This is a genomic window from Pseudanabaenaceae cyanobacterium SKYG29 (assembly GCA_025055675.1).
Classification (GTDB): domain Bacteria; phylum Cyanobacteriota; class Cyanobacteriia; order Pseudanabaenales; family Pseudanabaenaceae; genus M5B4.
The window spans coordinates 145252-168311 of the sequence record JANWWT010000003.1; the positions used below are offsets into that span (position 1 = coordinate 145252).

Here is a 23060-nt window from a genome sequence, read left to right on the forward strand (position 1 = left end):
AACTTAAAATTTAGTAGCTGTTGGGCAAAATTAACTAATCCTTAAGGAGTACCTATGGATGATTTTGTGGCTGCGCTTCACCTTGCCAGTGATGAAGAACTGTGCCAGATTGCCCATATTCTCTTCCAACGGGGTTTCAATCCCTTCGATCACTGGACCTTACCCCCTGTGCTTGAGGTGCAAAGCCTGGAGCGGGGGGAGTTGATCGCTAAAATTGTGCAGCGGTTCCAGTTTCTGGCTGCTGATGGTATGACGGTGCTGCGGGGCAAAACCAACCAACTCCAGTACCGCGATGTCCTACACCGGGTGTTCTTTTATTTGCAAATGCGCCCCCAACCCACAGCTTCTACGTCCCAACTGGAATCCGAGTTGTACCTACATTTGTGGCACCGCAGTATAGAAAAGTTACCAGCCTCAGAGCGCCAGGAGGTGCAAGCTGATCTAGTGCGGGTGATCAAGACAGGGGGCAATCCACAACTAGCCGCTCTAGCCGCCAAGGGGACAGGGGTACTGGCATTCACAACGATCGTGCAGCCGATGGTTTTGCATTTGTTGGCAAAGAAGGTGGCTTGGTATTTTGCTAGGTATCAGGTCAGTCGGGAAGCTCTTAAGGCAGGGGGAATGGCAATCGCCCAACGGCTCCAAGCTTATGTGACAGCCGCTTTGGCAAAACGGGGGATGGCTATTGCTACCGCTCACTATGGCTTGGTGAGGGGCATTTTTGCCTTTATGGGACCAGCTCTATGGCTACTGTTCCTAGCGGATTTAGGTTGGCGGGGCATTGCTACCAACTACAGTCGCATCATTCCTGTGATTTTTCTAGTGGCACAAATTCGCCTACTCAAGGGCACGGAGAACATCTCCTAGGGGCACATTGTGGCTGCGGGCAAGGCGAGCACAGTCTTCATATTCGGGTTGACGGGTGACACGACCAGGGCGGTGAGCAATCTTTACGCCTACCTTACCCCAGGGGGTCTCAGCTTGACTGTGTTCCCGTTCTAGGATGGTGCGCTCTTGCTGACGGCGACGAATGCCGAGGGTGGAAGTTTCCCGAAAAAGAATTGCTTCCAGCACAGCGGCACGATCGGGATAACATAGGACGGTAATCAAAGTGCCCAGTCTCCCCTTTTTCATCACTACGGCTTGGGTAAAGACATCTAATGCCCCATGGTGTAATAGCTCTTCCGCCGTATAGGCAATCACTTGGGGGGAGAGGTCATCTACCTGGGTTTCCAATACTGTAATTGTCTCCCGTGCCAGTGTTGGTAAAGCCTCACCTACCAAAAGGCGCAAAATATTGGGGATGGGCAATTCCTGGGTGCCTGCACCGAGACCTAAACGATCGATTTGCATCGGGGGAAACTCACCAAACTGGGCCCCCAAACCGGTCAAGATCGCACAGCCAGTAGGAGTAACTAGCTCCCTGGGGATGCCGTTATCCACGAGCGGGACTCGGTGTGTTTGCCACATCTGCAAAACGGCGGGCGTGGGGACAGGTAAGCGCCCATGTTCACACTGGACAGTGCCTCCTCCCTTGGGCAGGGGGGAGCTGTAGATTTTTTCTACCCCTAACCAGTGCAACCCTGCACAGGTACCCACAATATCCAAGATAGCGTCTAGCGCCCCTACCTCGTGGAAATGGACTTGTTCTAGAGGAACGTTGTGGACTTTGCCTTCTGCTGCTGCCAGTTCCTGAAAAACCTGGAGACTGTTGGTTTTGACGGGGTCAGGTAAGTCCGATCGGTTAATAATTTCTTGAATTTCTGCTAGATGACGGTGGTGGTGATACTCCTGGTGGGGAAAATCCACCTGCACATAGGTAGCTGCTTGTCCCTGGCGCCGAACTGTTTGGGGAGTAATTTTAATTGCCTCAGCCATACCTAGACTGGTCAGCACACTCTGGAGATAATCGAAGGGTACCCCACAGTGCAACAGCGCCCCTAGGCACATATCCCCCGCAATGCCCGTCGGACAATCAAAGTAAGCTATTTTCATGTATCAGGTCCGTCAGTCTTCCTATGATACAACGTTACCGCTATTTAGTCTTGCACAAGCCGTACGGGGTAATTTGTCAGTTCACTCCTACTCCGACTAACGATCGCACTTTGCAGGACTACATTCGGGTTCCCGCTGTTTATCCCGTAGGTAGACTAGACCAAGATAGCGAAGGTCTTCTCCTGCTGACCAATGACGGCAAGTTACAACACCGCCTCACTGACCCCAAATTCCAGCATCCCAAAACCTACTGGGTACAAGTGGAAGGTATCCCCCAACCCCACCAAATAGAACAACTACGCCAGGGTGTCACCCTCAACTTTAAGGGCAAACTCTATCACACCCTCCCTGCCCATGTGGAACCAATAGAAGTAAACATACCCGATCGTGTTCCCCCCATCCGCTACCGTGCCCATATTCCCACCAGTTGGTTGCAAATTACGATCGTGGAGGGGAAAAATCGCCAGATTCGCCGTATGACTGCCCAGGTGGGGTTGCCGACTTTGCGATTAGTGCGGGTAAAAATCGGTGACTTGGAGTTGGGTGACCTGCCCCCAGGACAATGGCGGGATTTGTCTTCTGTGGAACTTGCCTGTCTCCGTTCTGCCTCAGGAAGTATGGCAAAATAAACGAACAGAGATGCTACCATGCTATGCCCCTTACCCAGACAAAACCGATCGGTGAACTTGAAGTTATCCTGGCACGATTAGAACAAGGAGGTGCTCTTCTACCCGACTCACCCCAGAATGTGATGGAAGTAGTGGGTATTCTCAAAAGTTATGGGGTAGTCCTAGATGCCTATTGGCGTAATCTCTGCTACATTGCCCAACACCAATTTCTAGAGATATTTCCCTTCTTCAAATATTTCAATGGCGAATTTTCCTGGGCAAAGCTTTGGCGACATTGGTGCCACGATCGCATTAATTACGAATTTGCTGAATACTGTATGCGGGCAATGCTAGTCCATGGGGGGGGCAAGGTCGATCGGTTTTTAGATACAGAAGAATTCCAACAGCTAGCCCAGAGGGCAATTACCGCTAAGTTTGGGCAATTAGTGGGCAGAGGTTTGAGTCCTTTGTGGTTAGAGCAGGTGCGGATGCTGGTTTACTACAGTGTCCTGGGTCAGTTTTGGTCAGTGATGTCCCCTATTTTTCTCACTTTGAGCAACCGTTACGATCGGGGGGAAATAACCACAATTCCCCAAGTAGTGCAACATATTTTGCAAGGTTTGGTGGAGGCAGCCGATAAGCCCATCTTCTACCAGGTGGAGATCAAGGGTAAACAATACGAGATTTTGCCCCAGGCGGTGGGAGCTACTTTCCTTATGGATGCCGCCGTGCCCTATGTGGAAGCAGTATTTTTCCGATCGTTTCCCTTCCGCGGTACCGTGAGCTACAATGCCCAAGTCCATGCCATTTCCCCCAACCTAGGGGACTTTAACTACGGCGCTCTCTATGCCGACCCCTTACCGATCGGGGGTGCTGGTATTCCCCCCACCCTCTTAATGCAGGACATGCGTCATTTCTTACCTGAGTATCTGCGCAACTACTATCGGCAAAACAACCGCCAGGGCAAGGATGAACGGATTCAAATCTGCATTTCCTTTCAAAAGTCCATGTTTTGCGTGACGACAGCAGCAATTGTGGGATTAGCTCCCCATCCCATTCATACTACTGACCCCCAAGCCAGAGCAGAGAATCGCGCTTATCTCCACAGTTGGTTACAACGCTTGTATGCTTCCCGTCTGTTAAGTGTCCAAACCAGTTAGGATTGCAGGAGGAGGACTACCCCTGCCACGGCACAGGCGACTCCGACCCAAGAACGGTAATTGACGGTTTCTCCCAGACACCAACCGATGAGCAAAATAAATACAGGTCCCATGCTGCTGAGGGATTGAGCAATAGGAGCGGGGGCAAATTTCAACGCAGTCTGTTGTAGCCAAATGCCCAGATAAGTGCTGAAGAAAGCAGCAACTACCACACCCCCCACCGTTTCGCGGTCCCATTTTGGTTTTGCTGATTGTTGCACCACTGTCCACACTAGTAACACTGCTACCCCTGCTGTCAGTCTGGTTGTCGTACTCCACAGCGGGGAAATTGCCGAACCCGCCAAAGCTGCCCGTGACAGGATCACCCCGATCGCCTGTGCTAGGACGAACAGCAAGCCATATCCCAGTCCCCTGAGCTGGTCTGTCTGATCCACCTTGCCCGCACTGCGGTCGCCCACCACGATCGCCACGCCACTGATTGCCAGAGCAATTCCTAACAAATGCTTTGTTCCCAGCTGTTCTTGCAAAAATAACCAGGACAACACTGTCGTCATACCAGGGGAGAGGGAATCCATCAGTAAAGTGCGCCTGGCACCCCAGGCATTCAAAGAAGCAAAAAAAGCCGTATCACCAATGCCAATCCCCGCTATACCACTCAAAGCCAAAAATAGCCAAGTCTCCCAAGGCACCACAGGTGGGGATTCCTGCCGCCCAACGATCGTGACAGCAAACAAAAAGAGAGCAACAATACCCTTTGCCAAGTTTAATACTAGGGGAGAAAGTTGCTTACCTAAGCGGGTGTAATAAATGGAGACTGCCGCCCAAAGAAATGCCGCTGATAATGCCGCCAGTTGCCCCCGCAAATCCCCAAGAAATGTCATAAAATGTTACAGAATTCAGGGGCTATGGTAACAAAATATACGCAAATTTTACTTCACTCCCAGATAGAAATTCCTCTCCCACCCCAGAAAGATCAAGCTCGGCGCAGCCAACCGTTGATAGTAAACCGACTGTCAGCAAATAGGCGACTAGGACAGCGGACAGGTAAAACTTCATGCATCACGCTACTGAGGAAAAAGACAACACTATTATTCAATGGTTGAATATCAGTATAGGAGTCAGCTGCGACCAAATAACCATTTTCTTCCTTCATATTGTACAGACGCAGTTCCCCCCCCGTGAATCCCTTAGGCTCTCGATAAAAATAGTACACATAAGTTAGTACCCGTGTAGCACAGTCAGGGCTGCCATTGTCATTGTGAATGCGATAATAATTGCCGTCATTGTGCATAGTCAACTGACACTCGATCGTGCTCACCTCAAAGTAGGGATGCTGCAAATAGGTGAGGACATGGGGATAAATTTGTTTGACCCGTTGGAGCATGAGGTCACTAAATCGAGGGAAGTGGTAGAGAATCATAGAGCGGCGGTAATCCGACTCCCCTGTAGTGGTAGAGGTGGGGACAAAATTACTTTCTTGGGTATAGACAAACTCCAGCAATTCCTGCCACTGGGCATGGGTAAGAAAATTCTCAATCTGGGCATAGACAGAGGGGAATATCTTGTTTTCCTGTTTAGGAGTTGTTTTGGGCACAAGAGCGCCTATGGGGGAAATCTGCCAAAATTCCCCTTGCACTAAATGGCAGACAAAATTGCGCCAGGCAAACTGTCTTTGTCCCTGCAATTGTTGGGGGTCAATTTCCAATAAATTACTTAGCTCAACTGTGGTCAACCAAAACCCTTCTTTGGCAAACTTTTGTACCAACTCCAATTGCTGGAGCAGTCGCTGGAGGTCAACGGGGGCAGCGGTAGCCCTAGTAGGATGGGCAAAAGATTTGGCATGAGCAGCACTCTTCATAGCAGCAACGGGTACCGAAACAGTTTGATCTTACCAACTAGGCAGACATTTGCTATAGCGTTCACCTTTTTTGCTAAGATACTGAGGCTAAGATCAGTATGAGCACCATGATTTCTAGTAACGACTTGCGCCCTGGGACAACCGTAGAAATAGATGGCAGCGTCTGGAAAGTAGTGGAGTTTCTCCACGTCAAGCCTGGCAAGGGAGCAGCTTTCGTGCGCACCAAGTTAAAAAACGCCCAGACGGGGAGTGTGTTAGAAAAGACCTTCCGCGCTGGGGAAATGGTGCCCCAAGCCATCCTGGAAAAAAGTGTGATGCAACACACCTACAAGGACGGAGAAAACTATGTATTTATGGACATGAACACCTACGAAGAAGCTACCCTCACCGCCGAACAAATTGGTCCCAAGGTCAAGTACATCAAAGAGGGCATGGAAGTCAGTGTGGTGCGCTGGAACAAAAATAACCAAGTGATCGATGTGGAACTGCCCAACACGGTTGTCTTGGAGGTAATTGAGACTGACCCTGGCGTTCGGGGGGATACGGCTACGGGTGGCAGCAAACCTGCCAAGGTAGAAACGGGAGCTATAATCTCTGTACCCTTGTTTGTCAATGTGGGGGATCGGATCAAGATTGACACACGGGATGATTCTTATCTAGGACGGGAAAATTAGGTGGATTGGAACTTAGACCAGCTACGGGAATTACTGAAAATTCTCAACGAGACGGACATCACGGAACTGACTTTAGAGTCGGGGGACCTAAAACTACAGGTGCGCAAAAGTGAGACGGTTGCCGTTGCTGTCCCAAGCAGGGCTGCGCCTGCCCCCACCCCTGTAGCGGAAACCGCTCCTTCTCCCCCTACACCTGATAGCCGCAAGTTAGTGGATGTGGTCTCCCCTATGGTGGGGACTTTTTACCGCTCCCCTGCTCCTGGTGAGCCTCCCTTCGTAGAGGTGGGTGAAGTGGTGAAAAAGGGGCAAACAGTCTGTATCATAGAAGCTATGAAACTGATGAACGAAATTGAAGCAGAGGTATCGGGGCGCATAGCCGAGATTCTGGTGGAAAATGCCCAGCCGATCGAGTTTGGTCAGGTATTGATGCGCATTGAGGTCTAGCCTATGGCAGGTAAGGGGGACAACTTCTGGGGGGGATTCTTCCTGGGGACGGCTATAGGAGCAACGATCGGGGCTATTGTCGCCCTTAACTGGCGTGCAGCGGGGGTAGAAGAGGAGGGAGAAAATCAGGAAACCGAACCAAAGGACGTGGCACGTACCCTAGAGGAAAAAATTGCCCAATTGAACGCCGCTATTGATGCGGTAACGGAAGAATTAGCCCATTCTAATCGTCAACCTCTGGAGTAGTGCGGCAAGAACGTTCCTATGTGCAGCCCTCCTGTGTCCTCCAGGTTTGGTGGGAAGAGGAATTAGTGCTAAACGATCGGTTAGTGCCGCAAAAACTGGGCTTTAGGTTGAGTTTTAGTGACAACCAAGTCTTGGCAGGAGACTTAGCCCGCTTGGCAGACCTGATACAGGTCATCGACATCTATTTGCAGAATTTTCTTAAGGGGACAGATTTACCTGAGTACCATCACCTGTTAGGCTTGAAACTCAGCAGTGCCCAGTTGGTAGATGTCAGTGACGCGATCGAGGCTCTCAGGGCAGAAGTCTTGTTACTACCTGCTGTAGTCCAGGGCAGACAACCGTGGGAAACTCTAAAAACTGCGGCAGTGGCAATTGCCTCCCTCACGATCGGAGCAGTAGCAGGAATGTGGTTAGCCTCTCGCTCACCGCGCCTAGCTCCTAGTTCCCCTGTGGTTGTTGCCCCAGCTCCTACGGCTGAAGTTGCTCCCTCTCCTCCCATAGTGGTAAGGGAAGTTCCCTCCCCCAGTCCCCAGCCCCAAACTCAACCATCAACCAAGAAGTTGCCCCCCATCCGTGTCTACCCCCGTCCCCCTGCTCCCCCGCCCGCAGAAAAAGTAGAATCTCCCCTAGAACCCAGCTCTGTTAATCGTGGTCTCAGTGAGCCAGCCCCCGAAACTACAGCCATGCCACCGATCGCTAGTATGCATGACATAGCCAGCCCACCCCCGCCTTCTCTCACGGTAGAAATTGCTACCTCGGAAATTCTCTCTGACAGCCTGCTGACCTATCTGCGGTCCCAGTCTCCACCCCCAGGACAGGTAACGATCGATGTCACGATCGAGGCAGGCAAAGTTGCGGCGGTAACAGTAGAGGGGGGTGACAGTACCCCTTGGACAGAGCTGCTCAAGAATTGGACTCCCCCAGAAGAAATGGGTAGAGTACGCCTAAAAATATCAGTTCCCTAGTACAAACTGATTATGGGAGAGATTTTAGCTAGTTGGGATTAGTTCTGCGACTCGATTGCCTGAGGCACAAGCTCCTTCCATGTAGCCCTGGTAGTCAGGGGAGCAATGTTCACCAGCAAAAAATAGATTCTGGAAGGGTTCGCCCTCAATACCACCAAATAGAGTGGTTTGCCCCACTAAATACCCTGAATAGGAAGCACGAGCGAGGGGTAACTTATACCAATTAATGAGGAGAGATTGATGGTAAACCTGGTCAATGCCGGGGAAAACTGTGGCGAAACTCTGCAAAAAGGCTTGGGCTTCTTGGGACGGATTAGTAGATAGTTGGAGGCAGCGATTACCGCCCATGTAGTTAGTGATTAATCCTGTGGTGGTGGGGGCATACTTTCCTGTTTCCCAAGTGTGTTGCCAGCGCAAATCTGTATAGACCTTGCCGTTAGATTGATACTTTGTCCGCCATAGGCGTTCCCGATAACTAGTAATCAACTTGGCGTTATAGCCATAGCCCAATTCTCGGATCGCTCGCAGTTTGAGGGGTGGTAAATTCACTCGCAAGTCTATTGTTCTTAGGACTGTAAACGGTATAGCTAAAACTACACGGGAAAAACTACTTTGCTTACTAGCATTATCCCTGCGCCAACTTACTTGATAACGACCATCTGGTGATCGTCGAATGGACTCCACGTAGGAATTCAGCTCTATAAAGTTACTCAGCTTTTCCGCTAACCGTTGTGGTAGTTGTTGATTGCCGCCTCTAATTGTGTACCGTTCATCACTCTCACCTAAAATTGCTGACTCTTCATCATCCCCTAGGAGCACAATTAAATTAAAACTACTCTGCTCTTCCACTTCTCTGCCGTATTCGATCGTGTAGGCAACAGACAATAGCTCTTCTAGAACAGGATTACGGGTGTATTGTTTGAGATAGTCAGCGATCGATAAACGATCGAGTTTTTGGGCTATGGGGTTAGAATGTTGGTAGGAATAACCCCCGATAGCAGCACGGTCTTTCACTACTTGTTGAGCGAGGGGCATAAAAGCTTGTGCCACATCAGCAAAAGTGATCTTTTTGCCATTGAAAAACCAAATTTCATCTTCTACTTTTTCATCTGCTTTGTACAAGTCCACTAACTCCAATTCCATCTCTTCCACCAGAGTACGGATATTCTGGTGGTCACTGTTGATAAATTCCCCCCCCAACTCTGCAGTCTGGGTTGTACTGAGGGCATTGTTTAAGGAAAAAATCCGTCCCCCTACTCGATCGCTGGCTTCTAGGATTTTGATGGGCACTTGCTTTTGCCAAAGACGGTAGGCAGCTGTTAGCCCTGCTATTCCTGCCCCTACAATCAAAATGGGGTCATCTCGGCGCACCCAAGGGGGTTGGCTGCAACTGTGTAAAGCACTCGTAGCGAGAAATCCTCCCGCAAATAATCCTAACTGCAAAGTGCGTCGTCGGGAAATTCCTGCTTCTCGTCGAGCTAGACGGTAGGCACGGCGTAAGAATCGCCACAGCGGTGTACGTCCCATAACAATTCTCGACCCTCTCCATAAGCTAGGATAGGGGCACTAGTACCCCCAGGGAAATAGGCTATAATAACTGCAGCAGTTTGTAGGAGAAAAGTTGGCTATATGGGAATGACATTGACGGAAAAAATTCTAGCGCGGGCTTCTGGTCGTAGTCATGTCGTTCCTGGGGAAAATATTTGGGTGAATGCCGACCTATTAATGACCCATGATGTGTGCGGTCCAGGCACGATCGGTGTTTTCAAACGGGAATTTGGTGCCGATGCCAAAGTCTGGGACCCAGAAAAAGTAGTATTAATTCCCGACCACTACATTTTTACTAGTGATGCCAGAGCCAATCGCAACCTGGAAATTCTGCGGGAATTTGCTAAAGAGCAGGGTATCAAGTATTTCTATGACATCACGGACCTGAGTAACTTCAAGGCTAATCCAGATTACAAGGGGGTTTGTCATATTGCTCTTGCCCAAGAGGGACATACTAGACCAGGGGAAGTGCTCTTTGGTACTGATTCTCACACCTGTAATGCGGGAGCATTTGGCGAATTTGCCACAGGGATTGGGAATACGGACGCTGCCTTTGTTATGGGAACAGGCAAGTTACTCCTAAAAGTACCAGCGACGATGCGCTTTACCTTTGTGGGGGAAATGCCCCCCTATCTGTTAGCCAAGGATTTGATTTTGCAAGTGATTGGGGATATTGGCGTAGCGGGAGCCACCTACCGGGCCCTGGAAATTGATGGCGAAACGATTACAGCCATGAACATGGAGGAGCGCATGACCCTGTGCAATATGGCGATCGAGGCGGGTGGCAAGAATGGCATAATTCCCCCCGATGAAACTACCTTTGCCTATGTGCGGGCGCGGACAGACAAGTCGTTTGAGCCTCTCTATCCTGACAGGGATGCCAATTACTACTGCCACAGGATTTATGACGTGAGTAAGCTAGAACCAGTAGTAGCTAAACCCCATTCCCCTGATAATCGGGCGACAGTCAGGGAAGTGCAGGGCACACCCATCGATCGGGTCTATATTGGTTCTTGCACGGGTGGTAAAACAGAAGACTTTATCAACGCTGCGAAGTTACTCAAGGGACAGAAGGTGAAAGTGCCCACCTATCTCGTACCAGCTACCCAAAAGGTCTATGATGACCTATTCACAGAGAAAATAGACGACATGACTTTGGCGGAAATCTTTATAGCGGCGGGTTGTATTGAGCCAGCAGCCCCCTCTTGTGCCGCTTGTCTAGGAGGTCCCAAAGATACCTTTGGTAGAATGAACCAAGCAGAAGTCTGTGTTTCCACCACCAACCGCAACTTTCCTGGGCGCATGGGGAGCAAAGAGGCACAAATTTATCTGGCTTCCCCCTTTACGGCGGCTGCTTCAGCTATCACCGGCAAGATCACTGACCCCAGGGAGTTCTTCTAACTCAAAGTAGTAATCTTCAATCACGGGGTTAGCGAGAAATTCTTGACACATCTTGTGGACAGTCTGTTCGGCAGTAGGACGATCGTCACTTTCCAGAGTAACCACAATGAATTTGCCAATGCGCACTACAGGGACTTTGATACCCATCTGTTCTTGCAGAGCTTTTTGCACAGCAGTACCAGCGGGATCGAGGACAGCTTCTTGGAGAGTGACGTAGATACGGGCTTTATAGAGCATGGAAAAGTAAACCCAAAATTAGACCTAAATTACTCCAGAAGTGTAACGCAACGGCGATAAACTTACAGCCCTGAATCTGGGGCGGACAATCATGGTACTTAGCAGTCACCTGAATTAGTCGCCAGGCAAAGGGCAGGCTCAGCAACATCCCGATCGTTGTCCAGGGCAACATCTTTCCGCCAATACCTACTAGTGCCAAGCCGTAGATAAGCCCACAGAACCAGGGGATTAACTGCGCCGATCGTTTTGTGCCCAAACGCACAATGGGGGAGAGTTTGCCAGCTTTGCGATCGTCTTCCACCTGATGAAAGTGGGAACAAAAGAGAATCAAACTAGTAGTCAAACCATTGATAACAGAGGGGAGAAACAAAGATGGGCTAAAAGACTGCCCCTGACTGTAATAAGCCGCGCCTACAGCAATGGCAAAGGCCAAAAAACACAGGATTTCCCCTACTCCCTGATAACCCAGACGAAAGGGCGGTCCCTGATACACATACCCCAACAAACAACAGAGCAAACCCAAGGTCAGGACAGTTATATCCCCTTGTTGCCAGACCAACCCACCTAAACATAAAAGACCCAAGACTAAAAACAGATTGGCGATAGTAAAAACGATTGTTTTGTTATTTGTCAACTTCACCACGGAATGGAATTTATGTTCATCTACCCCTGTCTCAGCATCAAAGACATCATTACAGAGATTCTCCCAGGCTAACAGAAAAACAGCTGCTAGCAAAAACAAAACTAGCCTCTGCCAATGGAAAACCCCTTTATCATACCAAGCCAGTGCACTACCCAAACCAATAGGCATCACTGCCACACTGTACATGGGGAGCTTGATTGCTGCTTGCCACAATTTACGCCGATCGGTTGTTAACATTAGAACTTGGTAATCTCTCATGATTGAATCATATCCGAAAGATTAGGTGGGCATGGTTACTGAGATATATCTCTATGGACAGTGGAAAGATAGCAAAACTCATGTGTACTTGCCCAAGTGAGTGTGGTTAGCGGAAATACACAAGCAGAGAGAAATTGAACAGAAGTCCTGCTAAAGCTACTTGGTAACACTTAAAAGTGTCTGCATTAGCAAAGTCCTGTGGCAGAAGACAATAAAGCAGTCTGGCAAGTTAACAACTGGTCATGCACCTGAGCACTTCCCGCCTGTACTACCTTTCGATATAGGTTATCCCTCTGGCTTGGTGGCTCGTAGGAAGTTGCGTAAAATTTGTTTGCCCGCCGTCGTTAAAATACTTTCTGGGTGGAATTGTACTCCTTCCAAATGGCGGTAGTAGCGATGACGGACTGCCATAATTGTCCCATCTTCCGTCCAGGCAGTGAGTTCTAACTCGACGGGTAAGGTGCTACGGTCAATCACTAAACTGTGATACCTGGTGGCAATAAAGGGATTGGGTAACCCCTGCAATACACCCCGATCGTTGTGGAAAATCTGGGAAGTCTTCCCGTGCATGAGGGTGGGGGCAGAGGTAATTTGTCCACCGTGCATAAGACCAATGGCTTGATGACCCAAACATACTCCCAGGATTGGTACTTGTCCCCGCAATTGCTGAATCACATCGAGAGAAATACCCGACTCGGTGGGATGTCCGGGACCAGGGGAAATGATGATGCCCAGGGGTTGTAGCTCTTTTATCTGCTCGATCGTGACAGCATCGTTGCGATAGACCAGAATGTTTTGGAGGTGGGGAAATTCAGGCAGCAATTCCCCCAAATATTGCACCAGGTTGTAGGTGAAGCTGTCGTAATTGTCAATGACGATGAGCATTAGTGTCCTTCCCTTTGGCGTAAATGGGGGGGTAGATGGGAACGATCGCCCATCACCTGCACTAGAGGTCCACGCTTTGCCATCTCCACAATACTGACGGAAGCAACGGGAATAGCAATGCGGTCGCGAAAGCGTCCCACATCAATTCCCAGCAAACTGCACAGCATAATGCGAATTGTGGCTTTATGGGAAACAATTAACACATTGCCGCTAGTAAATGTCTCTTGAATTTCCGCGATCACTGCTCCACTCCGCCGCGCAATATCCACCGCCCGTTCTCCCCCCACAGGAGCATTCCAGCCAGGGTCAGCTAACCAGAGCAAATAGGCATCGTGGTACTTTTCTTTCACTTCCTCTGGCATCATCCCCTCCCACTCCCCGTAGGCAATCTCTTTTAGTCCCTGCCGTAAAATCATCTCCTTGCCGATCCTGTCACAGAGGGGTTGGGCAGTCTCGATCGTGCGGGTCATAGGACTGACATAGATAGCTGTCCAAGGGAAATCAGCATAGAAGTCAGCAAATGCCTGTGCCATCTCGGTGCCTGCCTCAGTAAGATGGGGATCGAGATTGCCGCAGTAGCCCCCCACCTGGGAGTAGGTGGTTTCGCCGTGCCGTAAAAAGTAGAGAGTGAGGTTAGACATAGTATGCCCGAGCGGTTACAGAAAATTTTAGCCCGCTATGGGGTAAATTCCCGCCGCCGCGCTGAACAAATGATTCTGGCAGGAAGAGTGCGGGTCAATGGGGAAATCGTAACCAAGTTAGGGACAACCGCTGACCCCGATCGGGATTCGATCGAAATTGATGGCGCACCTCTACAACCGCTACCCCAACTCTGCTACGTCCTGCTCCACAAACCTGTGGGCGTAATCTGTAGCCGCCATGACCCCCAGAGGCGCAAAACTATCTATGACCTCCTCCCTACTAGGTTGCACCATTTGTTTTACGTGGGCAGGCTAGACAGGGACAGTAGTGGGGCTGTGTTACTGACCAACGACGGCGACCTCACCTACCGCTGGACTCACCCCCGCCACCACATCCCCAAGCATTACCAAGTCTGGGTGAGAGGCAAGGTATCTACTGCTACAGTGGCACAATGGCGGGCAGGAGTGATGTTAGACGATCGTTTAACCCTACCCGCTGACGTAGAAATTCTGGATTACCAGGGGGGGCAAACCCTTCTATACATAGTATTACGGGAAGGGCGCAATCGGCAAATCCGCCGTGTAGCAGCACTACTACAGCATCCTGTGGTCAGGTTACACCGTACCCAAATCGGACATCTCTCCATCGCGGGTATACCTAGTGGGCACTATAGGGTGCTCTCCCCTAGTCAAATCTTGGCAATTTAACCGCTATCTCCTAAGCTAGAAATAGGCGCGATCGTGGAATGGGCAGTGACAAACCAAGTGGAACTAGCGGCAAAATTAGCGGAGATCGGCGCACAACTAAGGCAGGTGCGGGAAGCCAAAGACCTCACCCTGGAGCAACTCCAAGCGGAAACCCTGATCTCTAAACGCCATTTGCAGGCGATCGAGGAGGGCAACCTCGACCACCTACCCGAACTGGTGTATGTCCAGGGGTTTATCCGCAAGTACGGTCAGGCTGTAGGCATAGTCGATATTGCCGATGAGTTTCCGCCTGCTGTAACCCCTGTAGAAGATTTGCCCCAGGGCAGACCTGAACTGCGCCCCTGGCATCTCTACGCCCTCTATGTAGCCCTCGTGGTTACTTCGATCAGCCTGCTGGCTGTGTTTTTTCAGGAACCCCTTCCCCGCCGTGCTAGGACTAGCCCCCCCGTCACCGAAACGAAATCCCAACCCCAGACTCTGTCACCCCCTGTTTCCCCTGCGAATGCCCTAGCTCCTGTAAATGTCAAGGTGGAAATGCAAGGGGAATCCTGGCTGCGAGTGACCGCCGATGGCAATGTTTTGTTTGAAGGCATTTTAACAGAGGGAACTAGCCAGACCTGGACAGCAGCACAACAGTTGAATTTAAGGGTGGGCAATGCCGCAGCAGTCCGGTTGCAGTTCAATCAGGCTCCTCCCCAGGTACTGGGTGCGGAAGGGGAAGTGGTCGAAGTTGTCTTCGATCGCAAGGGTATTAGACCCCAGCCCTAGGGTAACCATTGGGGTTGTTTTCCCCACCAGTCCAGCTGGGTGATGGTATAGGGGGCATCTGCCTGCACCATCTGAAGGGGAGAGGTATCGGTGGCCACTAAAAGGGCCTGGTTATCGGGGGCAAGGTGAAATCTGACGTTTTTATGCCCCTTGAGATCGAGAATCTGTGTTACTCTTTGCTTGCTCAAGTCCATCACTGCCAGGTAGGGGTGTTCTTGATAAATAGGCTGGGTTTGTGCCACATTTGTCAGTAATAGATAGAGCAGGTTACCTGTGAAATCAAATTGTCCGCCTAGGAATGAGCCGTGAATGCGCATTAGTTCCTGCTCTTGTCCCTGATTGGTGACGAGAAATAACGATCGGGTATAGTCCTTATTAAATTTAACCATAGCTGCTTGGGAACCATTGCGATTAAAACACAAAATATTGCCAAATTTGGGGAGGAAATCTAGGGGTTCTGCTCCCTCTGTCAATGCTAAAATGGCAACTCCTTCCCCTTGGGTAATGGCAAGGGAATTGTGGTCAGGGGCAATGATAAATTCTCCCCCTGGTGGTTGGCGTAGGGGTGTTAATTTTTGCTCAGCAATCTGCCAAAGACCATAACTGCCAGGCACCGATCGATTTAATCTCTGCAGCACAATTTTGCTCCCATCCCCTGCTAAGTCAAAGCGAAAAATTTGGTATTCCCTGTTGTCTAAAATCTTATCTACCTGCCCTGGAACATTGCCGATGCCTGTAGTAACTGTAAACAATTCCTGGTCGAGTAGATTGTATGTTTCCCCCCTAGGTATCGCTGTATATAAAATGTGAGCACGATCGGGATAAATTCTAAAATCAGTGACTACCTGTGCCGCTGGCGTTAGAATTGTGTGTTTATTTTGTGTCAAATTGTGGAGCACAAGTCTACCCGCTTCTTCCCCCTGGGTGCCAATATAGGCAAAAGCCCGATCGGGAGAGGTAAAACTGCTGCTAAAATTTAATTGACGACGATTTGTCAACCTAGTTGAGCCATAGCGATCGGTGGCATTTGTTATGCTTAATTCAAATTTTTGTCCATAGGGAATTGGTCTAGTAAGGGTATAAGCCATGCGCCGCCCTGCCCAACTAAATTTCCCTGGTAATGGTGGTGTAATTTGCAGGTTTGTTTCCACACTTTTAGTGTCCATGGGGCGACTGAAAGTAATCACAAACATTTCCGCCTGCCCCGTAACTTGGCGATTGTGCCACGTAAATTCCCGCACCTGGGGTACAGTTTGATCTCCCTGCCACCCCAATACCCCGATCGCTATTGTTAGTAGTAAACTCACCAGCAGCACTGCCCGATCGAGGGGTAAAAGCTTCATAATTTCTTAATTTGGTCAGCCTAATTCTCCAGGGGCTATGATAGATGAAATTGCGGGAAAACAGCTATGTCCTACTATCAACTTGATGGCATCCGTTTCTGGCTCGGATTGCTCCTCTTTGTAACCCTCATGGGTACCCTGGGGCTAGGTTGGCTGGTGCAATCATTGCTATTTATTTTCCTGCTGTTAGTCCTGGCACCAATCCTGCTGCTCCTGGGGCTACAAATCTGGTTGCGCACACGAGTTGTCACCGCTAGCTGCCCTGTGTGCGGTCATATCTCCACGGCTATGAAAGACCACTCCTTTATCTGTCCCGCCTGCGGTGAACCCCTAGAAGTCCGCCAGGGGAAATTTACCAGAATTGCTCCTCCTGGCACGATCGATGTAGAAGTACAAACAGTCGACTAGGGCTGCTTTTGTAATCTCTCCCTTTGTTGTTGGCGGAAAGCTTTCACTGCTTCCTGAAAGGACTCCTCCTGGTCAGCCTGAAACTGCTGTAACGATCGGCGATTGGCAAGGTTAGCGCGGTGAATTAACTCATTGAGGCTTCTGCTCCCTGACAAGTCAATCACCTGTTCCTGTAGGGCTTTTTGTGCTTCCGTTTTTGTGTCCTGAATCGTGACGCTCTGTGCCCAGGCTAGTCCCCCTATACTCCAGAGCAACAATCCTATCCATCGTTTGATCATTCCCCTACTTCCTCCTAGGCAAAAGTGCGCTTAAAAATATGTTGGAGTTCTTCCAAGTCAGTGTGATTACCCTCTCGACGTAAATTGCGCAGCTTTGTTTCCACCAGCATCTTAGCATCCCCCCGTGTCAAGGGTTCAAACTGGGTAGTACCATTGGCAGTGGTGATAATGAAAAAGAGGCGGTGGGCATATAAAGTGGTAAATAAACTGCGCTGCTCATCCAAAACGCAGATGCGCGACAGCAGACCAAAGGTAGGATGATTGAGATAGGTTTCCGTCACGGGTTAAACTAAACTCTATTCGCAGTAGTATATGAGGTAATTAGTATTGCATTTTACAACAATGGGACGCTGGATTTGTCAAGTCCTTACAATTCTGTTGCTCTGTCTAGTAGGGGGCAATGTGGCGGCAGCTAAACCTGTTATACCCAGTGGGCAAATTACAGGCTGGGAGTGGCAAAAACTGAGTGGGGACACTCAACTCCGCTATTGTCGACAAGCTTTTGCTGCCTTTCGGGGATCGCCTGCCCAGAGCTACATTATCAGTCATGGTGTCCAGACTCTTACCCCCGCAGGACTTTGTGACCGTCTTGACCAGTTCTATAGCCTAGAGGAAAACCGCGATACTACTCTGGCTACAGCAGCTGCTCTTGCTCCCCTTTTGTTCGCTGACACACCCCTAGGAACCCGTTACTAGTTTGGATGACTAATTACTGGTACAAACTCCAGACAGTCTGGCAAACAGAGGGTGTCAAGGGTGTGATTTCCCGCGCTTGGCGCAAGTTTTTATCCCTTACTCACTCTGCCCAACGCCCAGCGCCAGTTGCTACTTTTGTCTCTCCTCTAGCTACGCCTCAGCCCCTCCAACTGCAAATTACCTGGGATGCTACTGTTTCTGTCCTCATTTACAGCAGGGCGGACAAACTGTTTAACTGTCTCTACTATGTGCAGGCGTGTTTGGCAGCCCACCACAGTATAGAGGTCATGGTTTTGCTAGATGGTACTCCACCCCCCTCTGAGCTTTTGACTGTTGGCGGTGTGCAGTGGCTCTATTCTCCCTACCCCCTGGGGGCAGTGCAGGCATGGAATTATTTGGCAAAGAAGGCAAGGGGGCAATACCTGCTCTTCTTAGATGACCGCTGTCAAGTCACACCCAATTATCTCGATCGTTTGCTCCCCTTCCTGGAGCGGGGTTACGGTGTGGGGGCAAAAGTCATCTCGGAGCATACCCATCTTCTTAGTGCGGGGGTGATCATGGCTGAAACGCCTGTGTATTTTGGCGATCGGGACTATCCAGGGGAACCCTGCTACAACTATGTCCGCCCTGCAGAAGCCCTTGTCCCGTGGGGGTTTGCCATTCGTGCTAGTCTATTTTGGCAGGTGGGGGGACTGGGGGAGAAGTTCTGCTGCCCTGTCTATGCTTTTGCCGATTTGTGTTATCGCTTGGCAGCTGCCAATATCCCCGCCATCTATCAACCCAAGAGTCAGCTTGTCTATCGCTCTGCCCAACTGCCAGGGGTTGACAACGCCGATCGTTTGCTGTGGCAGTCCCTTTGGGGTACACCTAGCCCACCTTTCCATTCCCGTAAAGCAATTAAGCAACCAACAATTTTGGTGATTGATACGTTAGTTCCCCCCTACGACAAGGAATCAGGGGCCTTTCGCCTGCATCAAATTTTACTGCTTCTCCTCCAACAGGGTTACAGTGTCATTTTTCTGCCTGACTATGGGCATGAACAAGAACCCTACACCTCGGAATTGGAAAGTTTGGGTATCGAAGTGCTTTATTTTACCTATCAGCAATATGACTGGGCAAAACGATTACAACAGCGCCTTAACTATATTGATGTTGCTTGGGTCTGTCGCCCTGAATTGGCAGCTAAATATTTTCCCCTCCTGCAACAAAATCGTCATATTAAATTAATTTATGACACGATCGATTTACATTTTCTCCGCCTCCAACGGGAAGCAGAATTACAGGGCAAAGACGACAGGGAATGGCAGCAGATGCAACAGCTAGAAGTCAAATGTGCCCAGCAAGCAGATGTAACGATCGTGGTCACTGCCAAGGAACGACAGATTCTGCAGCAATTAGTATCAGATGGAGCAATAAACATTAAGGTCATTCCCAATATCCATCCGATTTACAGCGGGGAAATTCCCGATATTGTCCAGCGCAAGGGCTTATTATTTATCGGTGGCTATTACCATGCTCCTAATGTTGATGGGGTAATCTGGTTGGCAACCGAGATCATGCCCATCATTTGGGCAAAACGCCCTGACATCACTGTCACTTTGCTGGGTAGTAATCCCCCTGCCTCTGTGCAAGCCCTAGCCCAAGACCCCCGCCTTACTGTGCCCGGCTATGTGCCTGATGTGTCCAGTTATTTCCTTAGTCATCGTCTGTTTGTCGCTCCTCTGCGCTACGGTGCGGGCATGAAGGGGAAAATTGGTCATAGCCTGTCCTTTGGGTTGCCTGTGGTGACAACTACAATCGGGGCGGAAGGCATGGGCTTAGAGGCGGGGAAGAACGTTTTGATTGCCGATACTCCTCCAGAATTTGCCGCTACTGTCTTAGATTTGTATGATGACCCCGATCGTTGGCGTTCTCTTTCCAGGGCTGGCTATGACTTTATTAGACAGTATACCCCTGAAGCCATTGCTCCCCTAATTGGCGAAACTCTGCGGGAGTTGTTGTCTAGTCGGTCAATTTGCCTAGATACTCCTTGAGAGCAGCTTCTACTAATTCCTTCATCGATCGGTTAGTAGTGCGAGCTGCCTCCTTAAGACGTTCATACACAGGGGGAGACAGGGTGACGCGGTGGCGCATATCCTTTGGTTTGGGGGGAACGTAGTTTTGGGCAAACTCCTGCAGGTAGGCAATGCCCTTGCGGGCGCAGAAATCGCCAAATAGCTCCCCTGGTTGCCGTTCTTCGCGGAAACAGACAAATAAGGGCTCTAAAGTCGCTTCTAGCTTGTCCAGGGGCATCCGATCGATAAACGGCTCTGCCAGTCTTGTGCTATTGAGTGTACCTCCCAACCACACTTGGTATTCACCAATCCCACTGCCGACAAAACCCAACTCCGCCATATAGGGGCGGGCACAGCCATTGGGACACCCTGTCATCCGCACCACAAAGCTTTCCTTGCCCAAGTTGAGCTTCTCCAGCAGAGCGCGAATCCGCCTCAGCACACTTGGTAACACCCGCTCTGATTCTGTCACCGCTAACCCACAGGTCGGGAGGGCGGGACAAGCCATGCTCTGGCGCACAATGGGATCAACTGCCTCCGCCATCAACACCCCCCGATCGGTCAAAATACGCTGCACTTCCTTTTCAATCTCAGGGCTAATATCACACAACAGCACATTTTGTTGGGGAGTCAAGTGCATAGGCAAGTGGAAGCGCTCCGTAATCTCCCGCAGGGCTGTTTTCAGTTGCCAGCCGTTCCGATCGGCAATTCTGCCATTTTCGATAGAAATACCCAGAAACTTGTTGCCATCCCCCTGCTCATGCCAGCCCAAGTAATCCTGATAGGTAAAGGGGGGCAACTCCACCAAGGGTTCTAGGTCATCGGGATAGTAGTCCTTGAGTACCTGCTTGAATTTCTCCACCCCCCAGTCGTGTAACAGGTACTTCAGGCGGGCATGTTTGCGATTGAGACGATCGCCATGGTCTCGCTGCAACGCCACTACTGCCTTGACTACTTCATAAATCCGATCAGCGGGGACAAAGCCAATCCCATCCGCTAAGCGCACGATCGTTTGTTCGTCGCGGTGCGTCCGTCCCAATCCTCCCCCCACATACACATTGAAGCCCCTGAGTTGTTCCTGTTCATCCACAATCACCACCAAACCCAGGTCATTGGTAAATAAATCCACAGAATTATCCCCTGGCACCGTGAGGGCAGTTTTGAATTTACGGGGCATGTAGTGGACACCATAGATTGGCTCTGGGCAGTCAGGGATGTTAGTATTGACCCTCCCCCTCCCCATCTGTTGACGCGCAGCAGTAACCTCTGGGGCTTCCGCTGTGGCAAACTTTTCCCCATCCAGCCAGATTTCGTAATAGCTAGAGGTCTGGGGGCGGAGCAGGTCAGCAATATTGCGGGCATAGGTACGGGCGTAGTTGTAGGCAGGGGCATTTTTGAATGGTGGCGGCGGGCACATGACATTGCGGTTGACATCGCCACAGGCACCTAAAGTTGACCCCATATGATGAACGATTTCCTGAATCACAGTTTTGAGGTCTGCTTTCAACACCCCATGTAACTGGAAGCCCTGTCTGTCCGTAACTCGGATAGTACCATTGGCAAACCGATCGGCAAGGGTATCCAGGGTAAGATACAACTCCGGGGCAACCACACCCGCAGGGGTACGTGTGCGCAGCATCATCATGTAGGGCGCATCTCCCTTGTGGTCCCTGTCCCGTTGTTGATAAGTGCCGTGGAATTTGAGAATCTGCATGGCATCGCGGCTAAAGGCAGGCGTAGGCTCGTTTAGCTCCGTCGGCAGCGTTCCCCTGAGGAACTGACTCCGTTCTTTGATCCCTTCTTCCCGTGAGCGTCTTACCGTGTCCGTCATATCCTTTGCCAAAATGCCAAAATTTTTAGGAAATTATAGGATAACCTGAATGCCCCACTTGTGACTTAGAAATGTTACTTAACATAGCAGAAATACTCAGCTACTTAGATTGATGGTTGAAAGCATAACCAACATTGCGCACTGTCAGAATTAAGCTAGGGTCTAGTTTCTTGCGTAGGGATTGGATATGGCTATCAACGGTGCGGTGATTTTTCACAGTCCCATCCCAAGCTCGCTGCAATAATTCTTGGCGGGATAAGGGTGTACCGCCCCCTTGGGCTAAAACATATAATAAGCTGAATTCTTGGGGGGTCAGCTCGATCGTTTTGCCGCGGAACTTCACCACCCTTTGGATGAGGTCAATTCTGAGATTAGGTAATTCTAAAATAGCAGGGGGAGCAAGGCGGCGGGCACGGCGGGCTAAAACAGCAACCCGGGCGAGAAATTCTCCTAGACCGAAGGGTTTTTTTAGGTAGTCATCTGCTCCTGCCTCTAAGCCTTTGATAATGTCACTTTCTTTAGTTTGATTAGAAATGAGCATGACTACAGCACGATTTTGGGGAAATATCCACTTACACAAATCAATACCACTGCCGTCTGCTAAATCTGTATCAATGACAATTACGGCAGGAAATTTGCTGCTAAATACTTCCTTTGCCTGCTGTATATTACTGGTAAGATAGACCCTATAATTTGCCTCTTGCAGATGCCAGCGCAGGAGAGAGCCTAAATTAAGATTACTTTCTACAATCTGCACAGTCACAGCCATGATAGAGGGGCATAATTATCGGCTATCCTGGCATTGTCCCATACTTATGTCTTCTGTATTCTATGGAAGTAATCCCGACCTCACTCCCTGATGTGCTCCTGTTCCAACCGATCGTTTTTAGCGACCTGCGGGGCTTCTTTTTAGAAAGTTTTAATCAACAGAAATTTGCCGCCCTGACAGGACTCAATTGCAGCTTTGTGCAGGACAATCACTCCCGATCGGTCTACAAAGTATTGCGAGGGATTCACTATCAAATTCAGCAGCCCCAGGGGAAACTAGTGCGAGTGGTGACAGGAGAAGTTTTAGATGTAGCAGTTGATTTACGGCGGTCTTCCCCTACCTGTGGGCAATGGGTAAGCGTCATCCTCTCGGCGGAAAATAAACGCATGCTATGGATTCCCCCTGGCTTTGGCCATGGCTTTCTAGTCCTCTCACCATTTGCCGACTTTCTCTACAAAACTACCGATTACTACGCCCCCCAATACGATCGGTGTATTCTGTGGTCCGACCCTACCCTAAACATTAACTGGGGCTGTAGCGATCCCATTCTCTCGGCCAAAGACCAGGCAGGCAAGCTGTTTACAGAGGCTGACCTCTACCCTTAACCTCACCTTAATCTAACCCCGATAAGATGACACTAGG

Annotated in this window: 27 protein-coding genes; 14 read left to right on the top strand and 13 right to left on the bottom strand. The window is 50.0% G+C overall.

The annotated features are described in order from the left end of the window. Positions 1-54 precede the first annotated feature (54 nt). Positions 55-867 carry a hypothetical protein gene (locus tag NZM01_06955; protein MCS6959772.1) on the top strand — a complete coding sequence of 271 codons (813 nt, stop codon included), beginning with the start codon at positions 55-57 and terminating at the stop codon, positions 865-867. On the opposite strand, the gene larC is transcribed toward NZM01_06955, so the two are convergent. After that, positions 838-1995 (bottom strand): nickel pincer cofactor biosynthesis protein LarC, encoded by a 1158-nt coding sequence (gene larC, locus NZM01_06960; GenBank protein ID MCS6959773.1) that lies wholly within the window; start codon positions 1993-1995, stop codon positions 838-840. The genes NZM01_06955 and larC overlap by 30 nt on opposite strands. A gap of 23 nt (positions 1996-2018) precedes the next feature. Between larC and NZM01_06965 the strand changes: the two genes are divergently transcribed. Then, positions 2019-2624 (top strand): pseudouridine synthase, encoded by a 606-nt coding sequence (locus tag NZM01_06965; protein MCS6959774.1) that lies wholly within the window; start codon positions 2019-2021, stop codon positions 2622-2624. 23 nt (positions 2625-2647) lie between these two features. After that, positions 2648-3763 (top strand): CO2 hydration protein, encoded by a 1116-nt coding sequence (locus NZM01_06970; GenBank protein MCS6959775.1) that lies wholly within the window; start codon positions 2648-2650, stop codon positions 3761-3763. On the opposite strand, the gene NZM01_06975 is transcribed toward NZM01_06970, so the two are convergent. Next, positions 3760-4644 carry a DMT family transporter gene (locus tag NZM01_06975; protein ID MCS6959776.1) on the bottom strand — a complete coding sequence of 295 codons (885 nt, stop codon included), beginning with the start codon at positions 4642-4644 and terminating at the stop codon, positions 3760-3762. The genes NZM01_06970 and NZM01_06975 overlap by 4 nt on opposite strands. 92 nt (positions 4645-4736) lie before the next feature. Then, on the bottom strand, positions 4737-5621 hold the full coding sequence (locus tag NZM01_06980) for a 2OG-Fe(II) oxygenase (protein MCS6959777.1): 885 nt from the start codon (positions 5619-5621) through the stop codon (positions 4737-4739). Positions 5622-5728: 107 nt separating this feature from the next. On the opposite strand from NZM01_06980, the gene efp reads away from it, so the two are divergent. From efp to NZM01_07000, 4 genes are read left to right on the top strand one after another with little or no spacing between them, the layout of a single operon-like run. Continuing rightward, entirely contained in the window at positions 5729-6295 is a 567-nt protein-coding gene (gene efp, locus NZM01_06985; GenBank protein ID MCS6959778.1) for an elongation factor P, read from the top strand. Continuing rightward, positions 6296-6739, top strand: a complete 444-nt coding sequence (gene accB, locus NZM01_06990) for an acetyl-CoA carboxylase biotin carboxyl carrier protein (protein MCS6959779.1) — start codon at positions 6296-6298, stop codon at positions 6737-6739. 3 nt (positions 6740-6742) lie between these two features. Continuing rightward, positions 6743-6985, top strand: a complete 243-nt coding sequence (locus NZM01_06995; GenBank protein ID MCS6959780.1) for a hypothetical protein — start codon at positions 6743-6745, stop codon at positions 6983-6985. Then, positions 6985-7950 (top strand): hypothetical protein, encoded by a 966-nt coding sequence (locus NZM01_07000; protein ID MCS6959781.1) that lies wholly within the window; start codon positions 6985-6987, stop codon positions 7948-7950. The genes NZM01_06995 and NZM01_07000 overlap by 1 nt, the downstream gene beginning before the upstream one ends. 24 nt (positions 7951-7974) lie before the next feature. On the opposite strand, the gene NZM01_07005 is transcribed toward NZM01_07000, so the two are convergent. Next, a complete protein-coding gene (locus NZM01_07005) occupies positions 7975-9477 on the bottom strand; it encodes an FAD-dependent oxidoreductase (GenBank protein MCS6959782.1) in 1503 nt (500 codons plus the stop codon). Between the two features lie 102 nt (positions 9478-9579). Here NZM01_07005 and NZM01_07010 point away from each other — a divergent pair, with 102 nt between their 5' ends. Then, positions 9580-10899, top strand: a complete 1320-nt coding sequence (locus NZM01_07010) for a 3-isopropylmalate dehydratase large subunit (protein ID MCS6959783.1) — start codon at positions 9580-9582, stop codon at positions 10897-10899. On the opposite strand, the gene purS is transcribed toward NZM01_07010, so the two are convergent. From purS to NZM01_07030, 4 genes are all read right to left on the bottom strand, one after another. Further along, positions 10855-11136 (bottom strand): phosphoribosylformylglycinamidine synthase subunit PurS, encoded by a 282-nt coding sequence (gene purS, locus NZM01_07015; GenBank protein ID MCS6959784.1) that lies wholly within the window; start codon positions 11134-11136, stop codon positions 10855-10857. The two genes, NZM01_07010 and purS, sit on opposite strands and share 45 nt — an antisense overlap. Further along, the gene (gene menA, locus NZM01_07020; protein ID MCS6959785.1) at positions 11126-12016 is read right to left on the bottom strand and encodes a 2-carboxy-1,4-naphthoquinone phytyltransferase; all 891 of its coding nucleotides are present in this window, start codon (positions 12014-12016) and stop codon (positions 11126-11128) included. Before menA ends, purS begins: the two co-directional genes overlap by 11 nt. 306 nt (positions 12017-12322) lie before the next feature. Then, positions 12323-12922, bottom strand: coding sequence for an aminodeoxychorismate/anthranilate synthase component II (locus NZM01_07025; protein MCS6959786.1), 600 nt, complete (start codon positions 12920-12922; stop codon positions 12323-12325). After that, positions 12922-13563 (bottom strand): histidine phosphatase family protein, encoded by a 642-nt coding sequence (locus NZM01_07030; protein ID MCS6959787.1) that lies wholly within the window; start codon positions 13561-13563, stop codon positions 12922-12924. The genes NZM01_07025 and NZM01_07030 overlap by 1 nt, the downstream gene beginning before the upstream one ends. 3 nt (positions 13564-13566) lie before the next feature. Between NZM01_07030 and NZM01_07035 the strand changes: the two genes are divergently transcribed. Together NZM01_07035 and NZM01_07040 are read left to right on the top strand one after the other, a co-directional pair. Further along, positions 13567-14271 carry an rRNA pseudouridine synthase gene (locus NZM01_07035; GenBank protein ID MCS6959788.1) on the top strand — a complete coding sequence of 235 codons (705 nt, stop codon included), beginning with the start codon at positions 13567-13569 and terminating at the stop codon, positions 14269-14271. Positions 14272-14316: 45 nt separating this feature from the next. Continuing rightward, positions 14317-15039, top strand: a complete 723-nt coding sequence (locus NZM01_07040) for a DUF4115 domain-containing protein (protein ID MCS6959789.1) — start codon at positions 14317-14319, stop codon at positions 15037-15039. On the opposite strand, the gene NZM01_07045 is transcribed toward NZM01_07040, so the two are convergent. Beyond that, positions 15036-16382 (bottom strand): Ig-like domain-containing protein, encoded by a 1347-nt coding sequence (locus NZM01_07045; GenBank protein MCS6959790.1) that lies wholly within the window; start codon positions 16380-16382, stop codon positions 15036-15038. The two genes, NZM01_07040 and NZM01_07045, sit on opposite strands and share 4 nt — an antisense overlap. A gap of 66 nt (positions 16383-16448) precedes the next feature. Here NZM01_07045 and NZM01_07050 point away from each other — a divergent pair, with 66 nt between their 5' ends. Then, a complete protein-coding gene (locus NZM01_07050; GenBank protein ID MCS6959791.1) occupies positions 16449-16790 on the top strand; it encodes a hydrogenase maturation nickel metallochaperone HypA in 342 nt (113 codons plus the stop codon). Here the strand turns inward: NZM01_07050 and NZM01_07055 are convergent. Beyond that, positions 16787-17068 (bottom strand): hypothetical protein, encoded by a 282-nt coding sequence (locus NZM01_07055; GenBank protein ID MCS6959792.1) that lies wholly within the window; start codon positions 17066-17068, stop codon positions 16787-16789. The genes NZM01_07050 and NZM01_07055 overlap by 4 nt on opposite strands. Before the next feature lie 14 nt (positions 17069-17082). After that, positions 17083-17349: a PipX family protein gene (locus tag NZM01_07060; protein ID MCS6959793.1), complete on the bottom strand. Its 267-nt coding sequence runs from the start codon at positions 17347-17349 to the stop codon at positions 17083-17085. 61 nt (positions 17350-17410) lie between these two features. Here NZM01_07060 and NZM01_07065 point away from each other — a divergent pair, with 61 nt between their 5' ends. Together NZM01_07065 and NZM01_07070 are read left to right on the top strand one after the other, a co-directional pair. Then, on the top strand, positions 17411-17764 hold the full coding sequence (locus NZM01_07065) for a hypothetical protein (protein MCS6959794.1): 354 nt from the start codon (positions 17411-17413) through the stop codon (positions 17762-17764). 5 nt (positions 17765-17769) lie between these two features. Then, positions 17770-19797 carry a glycosyltransferase gene (locus NZM01_07070; protein MCS6959795.1) on the top strand — a complete coding sequence of 676 codons (2028 nt, stop codon included), beginning with the start codon at positions 17770-17772 and terminating at the stop codon, positions 19795-19797. Here NZM01_07070 and sir read toward each other — a convergent pair. Both sir and NZM01_07080 read right to left on the bottom strand, forming a co-directional pair. Next, complete coding sequence (gene sir / locus NZM01_07075; protein ID MCS6959796.1) at positions 19766-21649, bottom strand: sulfite reductase, ferredoxin dependent; 1884 nt, start codon at positions 21647-21649, stop codon at positions 19766-19768. The genes NZM01_07070 and sir overlap by 32 nt on opposite strands. A 100-nt stretch (positions 21650-21749) precedes the next feature. Next, complete coding sequence (locus NZM01_07080) at positions 21750-22418, bottom strand: response regulator transcription factor (GenBank protein ID MCS6959797.1); 669 nt, start codon at positions 22416-22418, stop codon at positions 21750-21752. Between the two features lie 62 nt (positions 22419-22480). Between NZM01_07080 and rfbC the strand changes: the two genes are divergently transcribed. Further along, positions 22481-23023, top strand: a complete 543-nt coding sequence (gene rfbC, locus NZM01_07085; protein MCS6959798.1) for a dTDP-4-dehydrorhamnose 3,5-epimerase — start codon at positions 22481-22483, stop codon at positions 23021-23023. The last annotated feature ends 37 nt before the right edge of the window (positions 23024-23060 follow it).

Bases quoted from the DNA above. Each gene is read 5' to 3' on its own strand.
- NZM01_06955 (MCS6959772.1), top strand. From the start codon at position 55: ATGGATGATTTTGTGGCTGCGCTTCACCTTGCCAGTGATGAAGAACTG.
- larC (MCS6959773.1), bottom strand. From the start codon at position 1,995: ATGAAAATAGCTTACTTTGATTGTCCGACGGGCATTGCGGGGGATATG.
- NZM01_06965 (MCS6959774.1), top strand. From the start codon at position 2,019: ATGATACAACGTTACCGCTATTTAGTCTTGCACAAGCCGTACGGGGTA.
- NZM01_06970 (MCS6959775.1), top strand. From the start codon at position 2,648: ATGCCCCTTACCCAGACAAAACCGATCGGTGAACTTGAAGTTATCCTG.
- NZM01_06975 (MCS6959776.1), bottom strand. From the start codon at position 4,644: ATGACATTTCTTGGGGATTTGCGGGGGCAACTGGCGGCATTATCAGCG.
- NZM01_06980 (MCS6959777.1), bottom strand. From the start codon at position 5,621: ATGAAGAGTGCTGCTCATGCCAAATCTTTTGCCCATCCTACTAGGGCT.
- efp (MCS6959778.1), top strand. From the start codon at position 5,729: ATGATTTCTAGTAACGACTTGCGCCCTGGGACAACCGTAGAAATAGAT.
- NZM01_06995 (MCS6959780.1), top strand. From the start codon at position 6,743: ATGGCAGGTAAGGGGGACAACTTCTGGGGGGGATTCTTCCTGGGGACG.
- NZM01_07005 (MCS6959782.1), bottom strand. From the start codon at position 9,477: ATGGGACGTACACCGCTGTGGCGATTCTTACGCCGTGCCTACCGTCTA.
- NZM01_07010 (MCS6959783.1), top strand. From the start codon at position 9,580: ATGGGAATGACATTGACGGAAAAAATTCTAGCGCGGGCTTCTGGTCGT.
- purS (MCS6959784.1), bottom strand. From the start codon at position 11,136: ATGCTCTATAAAGCCCGTATCTACGTCACTCTCCAAGAAGCTGTCCTC.
- menA (MCS6959785.1), bottom strand. From the start codon at position 12,016: ATGTTAACAACCGATCGGCGTAAATTGTGGCAAGCAGCAATCAAGCTC.
- NZM01_07025 (MCS6959786.1), bottom strand. From the start codon at position 12,922: ATGCTCATCGTCATTGACAATTACGACAGCTTCACCTACAACCTGGTG.
- NZM01_07030 (MCS6959787.1), bottom strand. From the start codon at position 13,563: ATGTCTAACCTCACTCTCTACTTTTTACGGCACGGCGAAACCACCTAC.
- NZM01_07035 (MCS6959788.1), top strand. From the start codon at position 13,567: ATGCCCGAGCGGTTACAGAAAATTTTAGCCCGCTATGGGGTAAATTCC.
- NZM01_07045 (MCS6959790.1), bottom strand. From the start codon at position 16,382: ATGAAGCTTTTACCCCTCGATCGGGCAGTGCTGCTGGTGAGTTTACTA.
- NZM01_07050 (MCS6959791.1), top strand. From the start codon at position 16,449: ATGTCCTACTATCAACTTGATGGCATCCGTTTCTGGCTCGGATTGCTC.
- NZM01_07055 (MCS6959792.1), bottom strand. From the start codon at position 17,068: ATGATCAAACGATGGATAGGATTGTTGCTCTGGAGTATAGGGGGACTA.
- NZM01_07065 (MCS6959794.1), top strand. From the start codon at position 17,411: ATGGGACGCTGGATTTGTCAAGTCCTTACAATTCTGTTGCTCTGTCTA.
- NZM01_07070 (MCS6959795.1), top strand. From the start codon at position 17,770: ATGACTAATTACTGGTACAAACTCCAGACAGTCTGGCAAACAGAGGGT.
- sir (MCS6959796.1), bottom strand. From the start codon at position 21,649: ATGACGGACACGGTAAGACGCTCACGGGAAGAAGGGATCAAAGAACGG.
- NZM01_07080 (MCS6959797.1), bottom strand. From the start codon at position 22,418: ATGGCTGTGACTGTGCAGATTGTAGAAAGTAATCTTAATTTAGGCTCT.
- rfbC (MCS6959798.1), top strand. From the start codon at position 22,481: ATGGAAGTAATCCCGACCTCACTCCCTGATGTGCTCCTGTTCCAACCG.